Consider the following 10,397-nt stretch of genomic DNA (forward strand, 5'->3'; position numbering starts at 1 on the left):
TTGTTCATACCGCACCATACTAGTGTAAAAGTGCGGGGGGTGGGATTCGAACCCACGGACCCCTGAGGGACGGGATAACCCATTCAGTGAGATCTTAAGTCCCGCGTCTCCAAGATTTCTCCTGCTCTATTTGGCCGGGCTCTACAACCCCCGCCCGCCCGCATGCGGAGCCACAGCCACACAGGATTCGGGTCGTCTGTAATTAAATCTTGTATCAGCAGTAGCAAAAGAGCTGCTGTTCGATACCTTAATCAAGCCCTCATGTAGTTCTGCTGTTTGTTCGCGCCTTGGTAGCTCAGCCTGGTAGAGCGTTACCTTGGTAAGGTAGAGGTCGCGGGTCCGAATCCCGCCCAAGGCTTGTCTTTTCCCTCCCTCTTTCTTGCTCCGTGCCATTTCCTTCCTTTACCGCTGCGTATGCGCGCGCGTGTGTATATATGCACATGCACATGTGTACCGAGAAAATGATGTTCTCAGAACTGGTGCGACCTCTTGACGTGCCATGCAAAGGCGCGGTGGGTCGAAAACTCGATGCTGCAGGTAAAGCACACGACGGGGCTGCTGCTTCTTTTGCTCTTTTGGGTTGCCATTTCAGACATGCTTGAAAAGGCATGCATCACTCCCTTTTATGCCCAATGCATCTGCGATCTAGATTTCGAATTTAGAATCAGACACGACAACAATGTCCTGAAAACGGGATTTGTTGCCGCCGTCGTTGTTGTTGTGGTGGTGGTTGTAGTTGTGGTGCATGCCCAGGAGCTGGCTGATGACGGCATAGTTGCGCAGGTACTCCCTGCCAAGCTCTGTCGTAGCATAGCAGCTGCAGTCGTAGCCATAGCCGTCGCGCCGGACGCCGACCAGGAGGCCGCTCCTCTCAAGTGCGGCCAGGCACATGCTCGTGCCCTGCGGGCTCAGGTGGAGCTTGCATGCTATCAGCGACTTGTCGGCGCCCTTTTTTTCCAGGCAGACGGAAAGTATTGCAGCGGCGGTCTCGTACACGTATGTTCGGCGCAGGGACCTGCCATTAATAACTAGTGGAGCCTGCCTCTCTATGACAGAACTGTGGGCATCATCAAGACGCAGATCTCATGCGTAGCCGCCTCTCCCCTGCCCGCCTTCTTCTGCAGCAGCGGCCTCCAGCTCCTCTGCAATGGTGTCAAAGCCCAGGTCGCGCAGGCATTTTGGGCATTCTCCAAGCTGGATGGTGCAGGTCGCAGGGCTGTGAGGGGGAGGGCGTGCGCCGTGCGGGGCAGGGTGAGAGGGGTTGGGAGGGGTTGGGTGCATGGCAGGCAGCAATTCCAATGCCATGCCTAAAAGCAGCGCCACTGCTTCTATGAGATTTCATGGTTACACTATTCCGGAAAGCCGTGCCAAATGGCAGCACAGGTTGTAAAGGCTTTATAGAGAAGCGTGCGGGTCTTTAGCTGTGCCCTCTACAGAGATCAAGTTTGTACATGTGCGCGAAATGCCGCCCGCGGTGACAAATGGTGAGCTGCACCTCGTCTGCGGCTTTCCCGGCTCCGGCTATGTCGGCAAGCTGGCAGTCGACCACCTCATACACGAGCTCCAGGCGACGCACATTGCCGACATTTACTCCAGCTCATTCCCGCCGCAGGTGATGATACGCACCGATGGTACTGCAGACCTGATGAAGAACAGCATATTTTTCTGGCAGCAGCCTGAAGGCAAGACATCGCTCCTCCTGCTCACAGGCGACTCGCAGCCGTCAAACCCGGACTCGGAATACGCGCTGGCAGAGCAGATCCTCGACTTTGCCGGCAGGCTTGGCGCCAAGCAGGTCTTTACGCTTGCAGCCTACATAACCGGCGTGTTCGTTGACAGGCCCCGCGTCTTTGGGACCGCCACGGACGCAGAGACCGTCGCCACGTTTGCAGGCCGCAACATTGCAGTGATGGACAGCGGCGGGATAACGGGCATGAACGGCCTCGTGGTCGGGATCGCCAAGCTGCGCGGCATGAAGGGGATTTGCCTGCTGGGCGAGACTTCTGGCTACGTGGTGGACGCCAAGGCTTCGAAGGCGGTCCTCGAATCGCTGCTTGGCATACTCGGCGTCACGGTAGACATGTCCAACCTTGAAAAGAGGGCAAAAGACACGGAGATGCTCATCCAGACGATAGAGCAGCAGATGGCGGCGGGCAGGAGGTTGCAGGCAGGAGCGGAGAGCCAGCAGGCCCCCCAAAAGCCCCGCGATACCACCGGCTACATCAGCTAGTGGTAGCTCTCACTGCCGGCAGCGGCTGGCTAGACCTTGGTCAGCTTGCCGAACTTGCCCACGCTGATGCTGTTCTCGTTCCGAAAAGTGCTGATATAGCCGTTCTCTATCGAGATGCGGTCGCCAGCCTGTATCTTGTTAATGTCGTCGCCCCACAGGGACAGCTTGATGCTGCCGGTCTCGTCGGATATCACCGCGTCGGCCACAGTGTTGGTGCCGCCAGACTTTAGGTTGACGGTCCTTGGCTGGCCGACGCTGTCCACCTTGGCAGTGACGCTCACGTTGCGCATGCCTGCCTTGAGTTCGCTTATCTTCATGCCAAAAAGGGAGAATCTGCTGCGGTATTAAAGTTTAGCCTTTCCTGCTGCCTTCTTCCTTCCGTCACGGGTTGACGCTGTTGTCGGCGACGACCTGCGAAAAGCCGCAGTCTGTGCAGACCACTTTTGTCCCCGCTACCGTCCTGTCCCTGACTTCGTGTACGGTCTTGCTGTGGCATTTGATGCAAAGCCTGTTCAGTGTCTGTGGCTTGGCCATCCAGACCTTCTTGGACAAACCTATTCATTAACCTTGTCGCAAGCATGAAATAAGGTTGGCTAGGCATGACGTACACACTCGTCATCTGAGGAGGAGGGGTAGCGAAGCCTGGTCAAACGCGCAGGACTCAAGATCAGAAATGCGCACGGCGGCAGTGCATTCGTCCTCGCTACATTAGCAAAAAAGCGAGATGAGTGATCCCGTCCCTCAGGGGTTCGTGGGTTCGAATCCCACCCCCTCCACCACCTTTTCCCGCACACATGTACTTTGATTCTCGTTGCAGAGCACGAAAAACGGGCCGGCGTATTAATCTGAAAACCGCCCATGCACATGGCGCATTGATTGCCGGGGCCGGGACGAGGAGCTGGCGCCTCCGGCTCCACCCCGGCCTTGTGTCTTATTTTTCCGCCGCCACCAGAAATACAAGTGGAACCAAAAGTTCAAATTGATTTTTCTGCGATCTGCATGCGTGGCGCGCAGGTCTGCAGTGCTCATACCAGTCATCATAGCGGCCGTGGCAGTCGGCGGGCTTGGCATCGCTTTCATCCCGCAGGACGTGAGGGAAAAGACGGGCGAGTTCCCAAAAGGCACTGTGCGCATAGGCGACGACATCATCACGGTAGAGATAGCCTACACGGCAGCCGAGAGGCAGAGGTGGCTCACGTTCAGGCAGGAGCCGCTCCCGCTCGACACGGCCATGCTCATCAAGCACGACACGCCCGACCTCTACGAGGTGTGGATGCTCAACATCGACTACAACCTCGACCTCGTCTGGTTCGACTCTGACGGCAACGCAGTCTATGTCAAGAAAAACGTGCCGCCCTGCCCAAACATGCTCGACCCGTCCACGTGCACGTACAAGCCGACCACAAAGTCGCTCTACATAGTGGCGGCAAGCGCAGGCTTTATCGACGCGCACGGCATCGGCATCGGGTCCAAGATGACGCTCGTCTCGGCCTAGATGCGTATCAGGTCGTCCACCGGCGTGATTACGAGCATGCCTCCGCTCCCGCTGCCTCCAAGCGCGCCCCTTATGGCGTCCACAACGTCGTCGACCCTGCCAGCATCCACGACGGTCGCTATCACCTTCCGGGTCGTGTAGGCAAGCTCTATCGTCCCCATCCCCCTGCTCGACGTGACCTTTTCCTTCTCCTTTCCCGCCCCCTTGACATCGTATATAGTGGCCTCCAGCTTTAGCGAGCGCAGGGCCGCTACTACGCTGTCCACCCTTTCGGGCTTGACCAGCAGCGCCAGCCTCTTTAACGAACTCTTGGAACTGCGCGACTTTTCAGTGTCTACAACCTCAAAGGGCAGGGTCGATTTCTCCTTGGCCATGGCTCAGGGTTCCGGGGCAGCATATGTAAGGTTATTTTCATGCGTGCAAAAATTCCATGAAACTAGCACGAAATAAAACAGGCATCGCTTTTTTCGGCTGTTTTCGCCTAGACCTTTACTTTGATAATATGATCAAAATCCCAAGTGAAGGTTCTGGCCTAGAGAACCCCGATTCACAGGCCCTGAATATGCAAGGGGCGCCGCTGGACAAGGCTTGCAGGTCAGGCTGACATGCCAGAGCCCGTTTTCCTTGACCACAGTCCGATGGCGATCAGCGCCAGACCCGCCAGCAAAATGCAGAGTGCGGACACGGTGACAACAAAGTTGAAAGGCCATTCCAAAGCCCAGTCGCTGTTTACACGGTAAAATGCCCAGCTGGCGATGACCAGAGCGACCCCTGCAAGGGCCATCCACGTCTTCAACAGGTAAACTGCCAGCTACAGGCAATTAAAGTCTCAAAATCAACCCTCGCCGCGAAAGAGAGAGAGATTCTTGCCAGAGCGGCTGGAAACTCGGTCTGAGCAGAACCTGGCCGAGCTGTTTAATTAAACAGGCCGCCCAAAATGCCATAGTTAGTTGAAGTACACGCTTGCAGACGGCATGGGAAAAAAGATGACAAGAAAAGAGATCGAGCAATTCTTGTCGCAGCCGAACATGCTCAGGCTTGCCGTCATAGACGAGCGCGACGGCCAACCCGTCGTCCACCCCGTGTGGTACGTCTACGAGAAAGAGAAATTCTACGTCGCCACAGGCAGGGGCGGCGTCAAGGCAAGATCCATCGACAAAAACATGAACGTCTATTTCACAGTCGACATTGACGGCAGGCCGCCAAGGGGCGTGCGCGGCAAGGCAGTCGCCAGAGTAATAGACGACCCAGACTATGCGACAGAGGTCACGAAAAAGTGCGTGATGAAATACCTTGGCGGCAGGCTGCAGAGCAAGTCTGCGAAAATGATACTTGCTGCAGGCCCGTCGTCTGTCGTGTTAGAGATCACGCCCAGGTACATGGCCAGCTGGAAATACTAGCGACTAGACGTTGACGGCCTTTTTCAGCTCTTCGTACGCCTGGCGGACCTCGTCGATTGCGGCGCCGTCTTCAAGCGTGGTGATGTCGCCTATCTTGTCCCCGCTTGCAATCGACTTTAACAGACGGCGCATTATCTTGCCCGAGCGGGTCTTGGGGAGCTTGCCGACGAAATAGACCTCGTCTGGTGTGGCTATCGGCCCCACCGTCCTGCGGATGTGGTCTATGACCTCCCTGCGGAGGGCGTCCGTCCCTGCAAAGCCCTCCCTTGGCACAAGGAACGCTATTATCGACTCACCCTTGGTCGAGTCGGGCTTGCCTGCGACTGCCGCCTCTGCTATCGCCTTGTGCGATACAAACGCGCTTTCAAGCTCCATCGTGCCCAGTCGGTGGCCGGCCACCTTGAGCACGTCGTCTGCCCTGCCAAGCAGCCACAGGTAGCCGTCCCGGTCTACAAGCGCATAGTCACCCGGATAGTACATGCCGTCGAACTTGCTCCAGTACGTCTTTCTGTACTTGTCGTCGTCGCCCCATAGCGACAGCAGCATGCCCGGCCACGGCCTCCTTATCACGATATAGCCCTTTGTACCCGGCGGCACCTCCTTGCCGGCTTCGTCGACTACTGCCGCGTCCACTCCGGGCACGGCAAAGCTGGCAGAGCCTGGCTTCATGGGTACCATGTCGATGCCCGTGCAGGCAGAGAGCATGATGCCCCCGGTCTCTGTCTGCCACCACGTGTCGATTATCGGGCGCGCTTCCTTGCCTATCGTCTTGAAATACCACTGCCAGACTTCGGGGTTGATGGGCTCGCCAACCGTCCCAAGGAGCCGCAGGGAGGAAAGGTCGAATGAGTTTGGTATTGCGTCGCCGTACTTCATGTACATGCGGAGCGCAGTAGGCGTCGTGTACAGTATCGTGGCGCCGTGCTTTTCGACAGCCGCCCAGTACCTGTCCGGCCGCGGAAAGTCGGGCGCGCCGTCGTACATTATCTCTGTCACGCCGTGCATAAGCGGCGCGTAAACGATATAGCTGTGGCCCGTGACCCAGCCAATGTCTGCCGTGCAAAAGAAAATGTCGTCCTTTCTGAAATCAAAGACCCACTTGGCAGTCGCATAGAGGTGGGTGAGGTAGCCGCCCGTGCCGTGCATCACGCCCTTGGGCTTGCCTGTCGTCCCCGACGTGTAAAGGATATAGAGCGGGTGCGTGCTTGGCACCATTTCGGGCTCGCAGTACAGCTTGGCGCCTTCGACCAGGTCGTGCCACCAGTGGTCCTTGGGCCCCCAGGATACGCTGTTGCCGGCCCTCCTGAACACGACGACGTGCTCCACAGAAGGCGTCAGGGGCAGAGACTCGTCCACCACCTTTTCAAGTCCACTAGTTTCCCTTTGCGGAACGTGCCATCAGCAGTCACGATGACCTTTGACTGGGCGTCGTTGACCCTGTCGACCAGGGCCTGCGAGCTGAAACCGGAAAATACGACGGAATGCGTCGCGCCTATCCTTGCGCAGGCAAGCATCGCCACGGGCAGCTCGGGCACCATGGGCATGTATATCGTGACCCTGTCGCCCTTTTTCACGCCCAGGCTCTTCAGAACGTTTGCGAACCTGTTGACGTACCTGAACAGCTGAAAGTAGGTGAGCGTCCGGGACTCGCCGCTCTCGCTCTCCCAGATGATGGCGGCCTTGTTCTTGGCCTCTGTGTTCATGTGGCGGTCAAGGCAGTTGACAGATGCGTTGAGCATGCCGCCGGCAAACCAGCGCGCAAAGGGCGGGTCCCATTCGAGCACCCGGTCCCACTGCCTGTGCCAGACCAGGTTTTTTGCCTGCTCGCCCCAGAATTTTTCAGGGTCTGCAAGCGCCTCCCTTGCCATCTTTTCAAGCGCCTGGCCTGGCCTCACCGTTATCTTTAGCCCGCTGCTCTCCTCGTACAGCTTTGAAGGCTGGCTCATTTGCGATACGGAGCAAGAGAGGTCAAAATTGTTTTAAAAGTTGTTCGTTTGAAAAAGGGTGGAAAAAGAGGGGATGCCCCTCATTACTGCTGGATTACCTGGTTTATCCAGGCTGCGTCGTTCGGGCCTGCTGTTGTTGTTGCTGCTGCCGGAGCGGTCACGGTTATCGGCTTTTCCTCGGCAGCGGCCTCTGTTGCTGCAGTGGCAGGAGCCCCTTCCACCTTTGCAACCTCTTCGGGCACTGCTGGCGGCGGGACCTGCGCTGTCACCTCCGGAGAAGCAGACGAGTTCACGCTCTCGAGCGTGAGCGACGATATCTTGCCCCTGACGTTGCCAATCTCGGTCCTCTCGTTGTTGATGTGCTCCAGCAGCTCGTCCGTGTTGACCTTGACCTGCTGGTATGTTTCTTCCTTCATCTCGTTGCTCCTGAACTGCAGCTTGGCGTCAAAGAGCACCGCCTTGACCTGCTTGGCCTCGGCGTCAAGCTCTGCCAAGCGTGCTGCGAGTTTGTCGGTCACAGCCCGCTCGACCTCGCCCAGGTCGGCCAGCTTTTTCTCGTACTTGATGCTGACCAGCTCGGCGTCCTCCTTCATGCCGTCGTTTTCGGCAATGATGTCGTGCAGCGCCTTCATCCTCTTGAGCGTAAGAGACTTTTGCCTGATGAGTTTTTGAGCTTCAAGCCTCCACTTGGGAATGAAAAAGACATAATCTCCCTGTACCACCAGCTGCTCGTACGGCAGCTGCTTGATCCCCGACGAGCCGCAGTCCACGCCGACGCTCTCGATCTCGCCGTCGATCTCGGTGATTATGCCGACCACCCTACCGATGAAAGTACCATAGATGTCCTTGACTTGCTTGCCTACGAATGCGAGCTTTTCTTCGCTCATGCGCTGTCATTAGTAAGTAGGTATAATGCAGGCGGTGTCAAAATTGTTGCATTATTTTGTCAGCAAGCGTTTTTCTTGATGCCGGAAAAATCCTACAGCCGTTGCAGAAAAAAGCAGAATGAAAAAAGAGAAAAAAGAAAAGAAAAAAGGCCCGGGGACGAGCCTTGCCGCTTTTTTTAGCGGGTGAACTGCTGCTGTGCCTGAGCGTAGAACGCTGTCCAGGCCTTGGCGACGTTGGTGTTGAACTCGGTCACCGCGTCGACGGTCCTGTTGTAGATTTTCAGGTTCTCCCTCGCCGCGTCCAGCGCGTTGATGGTCAGCTGGTTGTTGATGCCAACTGCCCTGACGGCGTTGTTGGTCATCTCGTTTGCCTGCCTCACCACGAGGTCTGTGTACGGAAGCGCCGGTACGTTCCAGCTGCCGGCTATCTGCTTCTGTGCTGCAAATGCGGTCTGGATCATGTTCTTGGTTGTCTGGATGTAATCAAGCTGCAGGTTAGAAATTGATTGCAAGTACTGTGGCTGAACCTTGGCGATCTCGTCTACGGTGCGTATCATGTTCTCCTTTACGGCGTCTATTGCGTTCGGTGCGCTCGTCGTTGCGTCTTCCTTGGTTGTCTTGTCGACCATTCTTATTACCATATAATGGTATTATATGGCAATATATAAACTTTGGTCATCAATGGCACGTAATGGTTTTGACTACCATCCTACGCGGTTCTAGCCCGCATCCTGCCTTTTCCTCTCGGTCTTTTTCTCCGATTCCAGCCTTTCAAGCTGATACAAGTTCATGTCCACGAATTTCAGCCCCTGTGCAAGGACAGGGTGGGCGGCCTTTATCTGGCTGTACATCTGCTGACATACGGCGCGATAGTCTGGGTGCCCCTGCGGCACGGTGCGCAGCTCTATCATGTGGCACGCCTCCCGCAGGTTCATCTTTAGGAAATATGGATAACGGTAGGCAAAGTTGACCACGTACTGCGCCTCCTCTGGCATTTCAGCAGATATCTGCATGTGGGCGTCCTTTGACGACGCCATGCACTCTTGGAACTCTTTGGCCAGGCCGGCGTCGTCTATTTCGGCAGGCATGTCGTAGCCGTGGCGCGTGGAGAGGAGCTGGCGCTCCATCGTAAGCACGCGGTGCCGGTGCAGGTCTCGAAACATGCCAAAGTTGGTGAACAGCTCAAATGTATAGTCGACCACCTCAAAGGCCCTGCCGGGCCTCTGGCGCCTGTTCTCCCGGAACTGCGTGTAGGCGTTTATGATCTCGTGCCTGTCGGCGGCCGGCATCGCCCTGACGCGGCTTGAAATGTCTGCAAGCGACTGGCCCGCCGCCTGGCTGTACAGTATGGCAGACGCCACCCTGACCTCTGCCAGCAAATTGTCTTCGTATTCTAAAAGCCGGACAGCCGCAGGGTCCGAGTCTGCAGCCACGCCTGCAAGGTGCTTTTGAGCAAGCGCCCGCACCGCCTCTTCCGTCTTTGCAAAATACGCCTGGAGAGCCTGCCCGTGCCTGTTGTTTGCCCTCCGCACGAACGACGGTATCACCTCCTGCAGCTCGTCAAACATCTTGCCTGCAAGCGAGCGGACCTCAGCCAGGCGCGAGCCGTGCATGATTGACAGCAGGTATTCAAACGCCCTGCCGTTGCCCGTTATCCCCACGTTTGTGAGCGTGGAGGCCGGGAGCAGACCCCGGAGGAGGTCGAGGGCCTTGGCGCGCACCGTGGCGTTGTATATCCTCTCGGCGGCCCTGATGTCTTTTTCTTCATGCAGGTTTCCATACAGCGTTTCCCGCCCGCTTGCCGAGTCCCAGAAGGAAAAGCCGGTAATCGGCTCCCGCTCTTTAAGGTATGCCACCATCTTTGGTATTGCCCTGCTGTACGTGGCGAATGAAAGATCGCACGAGCGCAGGTACAGGTCGGCGTGGCGTGACGCCATTATGCGCTCTTCGCGGCAGTAGCGGTACACGCCGGGCGCGACCTGCTGATCAAACGGCACGTACCGGGACGACTTTTCCAGGTACGACAGGCCGATCCGGCGGTCCTCTATCTTTTTTGCTGCAACGTTGGATATGCCCTCCAGGGCTATCTGGGCCTCGCCCAGCTCGGCGACCGAGTCGTCGCCGTATTCCAGCAGCACCTTGCGGTAAAATTCCTCGCCCCTGCCGGGGTTGCGGGCAAACTCGTCGAGAAAGACGCGGCGCATGCTCTTGTCCGTTCGGGAATAGCGGGACATCAGCGCCCCCCTGTCGACCTGCCGGGGAGTAGTTATCGCAAACACGTTCCTTTCGGTATTTGAAAAGTGGCCTTTCAGCTCTTTCTTTTCCTCTTCTGAGAAGTGGTCGACAAACGGATCCCCGTCACCATCAGCAGCAGTAGAAGTAGCAGCAGACATTGCCGGCAGTACCGTGGGCGGCCGACCCTATAAATAAACCAGCTTG

The 10,397-nt window shown here is 56.9% G+C and carries 15 protein-coding genes and 3 tRNA genes; 5 read left to right on the forward strand and 13 right to left on the reverse strand.

What is annotated here, in order from left to right:
- Positions 1–31: 31 nt before the first annotated feature.
- Positions 32–154: transfer RNA gene (locus WKI84_RS12235), tRNA-Leu, on the reverse strand.
- 130 nt (positions 155–284) lie between these two features.
- Between WKI84_RS12235 and WKI84_RS12240 the strand changes: the two genes are divergently transcribed.
- Positions 285–358, forward strand: a tRNA-Thr gene (locus WKI84_RS12240).
- A gap of 112 nt (positions 359–470) precedes the next feature.
- Here the strand turns inward: WKI84_RS12240 and WKI84_RS12245 are convergent.
- From WKI84_RS12245 to WKI84_RS12255, 3 genes are all read right to left on the reverse strand, one after another.
- Complete coding sequence (locus WKI84_RS12245; protein WP_337863843.1) at positions 471–596, reverse strand: hypothetical protein; 126 nt, start codon at positions 594–596, stop codon at positions 471–473.
- A 49-nt stretch (positions 597–645) separates the two neighbouring features.
- Positions 646–996 carry a hypothetical protein gene (locus WKI84_RS12250; RefSeq protein ID WP_337863844.1) on the reverse strand — a complete coding sequence of 117 codons (351 nt, stop codon included), beginning with the start codon at positions 994–996 and terminating at the stop codon, positions 646–648.
- Positions 997–1,083: 87 nt separating this feature from the next.
- Positions 1,084–1,305, reverse strand: a complete 222-nt coding sequence (locus WKI84_RS12255; protein WP_337863845.1) for a hypothetical protein — start codon at positions 1,303–1,305, stop codon at positions 1,084–1,086.
- Positions 1,306–1,423: 118 nt separating this feature from the next.
- Here WKI84_RS12255 and WKI84_RS12260 point away from each other — a divergent pair, with 118 nt between their 5' ends.
- On the forward strand, positions 1,424–2,230 hold the full coding sequence (locus WKI84_RS12260) for a proteasome assembly chaperone family protein (RefSeq protein WP_337863846.1): 807 nt from the start codon (positions 1,424–1,426) through the stop codon (positions 2,228–2,230).
- A gap of 29 nt (positions 2,231–2,259) precedes the next feature.
- Here WKI84_RS12260 and WKI84_RS12265 read toward each other — a convergent pair whose 3' ends face one another.
- Together WKI84_RS12265 and WKI84_RS12270 are read right to left on the reverse strand one after the other, a co-directional pair.
- Positions 2,260–2,547, reverse strand: a complete 288-nt coding sequence (locus tag WKI84_RS12265) for a DNA-binding protein (RefSeq protein WP_337863847.1) — start codon at positions 2,545–2,547, stop codon at positions 2,260–2,262.
- Positions 2,548–2,611: 64 nt separating this feature from the next.
- On the reverse strand, positions 2,612–2,782 hold the full coding sequence (locus tag WKI84_RS12270) for a hypothetical protein (RefSeq protein ID WP_337863848.1): 171 nt from the start codon (positions 2,780–2,782) through the stop codon (positions 2,612–2,614).
- Between the two features lie 74 nt (positions 2,783–2,856).
- Between WKI84_RS12270 and WKI84_RS12275 the strand changes: the two genes are divergently transcribed.
- Both WKI84_RS12275 and WKI84_RS12280 read left to right on the forward strand, forming a co-directional pair.
- Positions 2,857–3,009, forward strand: a tRNA-Leu gene (locus tag WKI84_RS12275).
- 224 nt (positions 3,010–3,233) lie between these two features.
- Positions 3,234–3,725, forward strand: a complete 492-nt coding sequence (locus WKI84_RS12280; protein WP_337863849.1) for a DUF192 domain-containing protein — start codon at positions 3,234–3,236, stop codon at positions 3,723–3,725.
- On the opposite strand, the gene WKI84_RS12285 is transcribed toward WKI84_RS12280, so the two are convergent.
- Both WKI84_RS12285 and WKI84_RS12290 read right to left on the reverse strand, forming a co-directional pair.
- Positions 3,722–4,099 (reverse strand): P-II family nitrogen regulator, encoded by a 378-nt coding sequence (locus tag WKI84_RS12285; protein WP_337863850.1) that lies wholly within the window; start codon positions 4,097–4,099, stop codon positions 3,722–3,724. The genes WKI84_RS12280 and WKI84_RS12285 overlap by 4 nt on opposite strands.
- 221 nt (positions 4,100–4,320) lie before the next feature.
- Positions 4,321–4,521, reverse strand: a complete 201-nt coding sequence (locus tag WKI84_RS12290; protein WP_337863851.1) for a hypothetical protein — start codon at positions 4,519–4,521, stop codon at positions 4,321–4,323.
- A gap of 154 nt (positions 4,522–4,675) precedes the next feature.
- Between WKI84_RS12290 and WKI84_RS12295 the strand changes: the two genes are divergently transcribed.
- A complete protein-coding gene (locus WKI84_RS12295; protein ID WP_337863852.1) occupies positions 4,676–5,125 on the forward strand; it encodes a pyridoxamine 5'-phosphate oxidase family protein in 450 nt (149 codons plus the stop codon).
- A gap of 3 nt (positions 5,126–5,128) precedes the next feature.
- Here the strand turns inward: WKI84_RS12295 and WKI84_RS12300 are convergent, their stop codons facing one another.
- From WKI84_RS12300 to WKI84_RS12320, 5 genes are all read right to left on the reverse strand, one after another.
- Positions 5,129–6,484 (reverse strand): acetate--CoA ligase, encoded by a 1,356-nt coding sequence (locus tag WKI84_RS12300; RefSeq protein ID WP_337863853.1) that lies wholly within the window; start codon positions 6,482–6,484, stop codon positions 5,129–5,131.
- Complete coding sequence (locus tag WKI84_RS12305; RefSeq protein ID WP_337863854.1) at positions 6,460–7,071, reverse strand: AMP-binding protein; 612 nt, start codon at positions 7,069–7,071, stop codon at positions 6,460–6,462. The genes WKI84_RS12300 and WKI84_RS12305 overlap by 25 nt, the downstream gene beginning before the upstream one ends.
- A gap of 83 nt (positions 7,072–7,154) precedes the next feature.
- Positions 7,155–7,958 carry a CdvA-like protein gene (locus WKI84_RS12310; protein WP_337863855.1) on the reverse strand — a complete coding sequence of 268 codons (804 nt, stop codon included), beginning with the start codon at positions 7,956–7,958 and terminating at the stop codon, positions 7,155–7,157.
- A gap of 176 nt (positions 7,959–8,134) precedes the next feature.
- Complete coding sequence (locus WKI84_RS12315; RefSeq protein WP_337863856.1) at positions 8,135–8,599, reverse strand: hypothetical protein; 465 nt, start codon at positions 8,597–8,599, stop codon at positions 8,135–8,137.
- A 78-nt stretch (positions 8,600–8,677) separates the two neighbouring features.
- Positions 8,678–10,351: an FAD-dependent thymidylate synthase gene (locus WKI84_RS12320; protein WP_337863857.1), complete on the reverse strand. Its 1,674-nt coding sequence runs from the start codon at positions 10,349–10,351 to the stop codon at positions 8,678–8,680.
- Positions 10,352–10,397 lie beyond the last annotated feature (46 nt).

Source organism: Nitrososphaera sp., from assembly GCF_037447015.1.
GTDB lineage: Archaea > Thermoproteota > Nitrososphaeria > Nitrososphaerales > Nitrososphaeraceae > Nitrososphaera.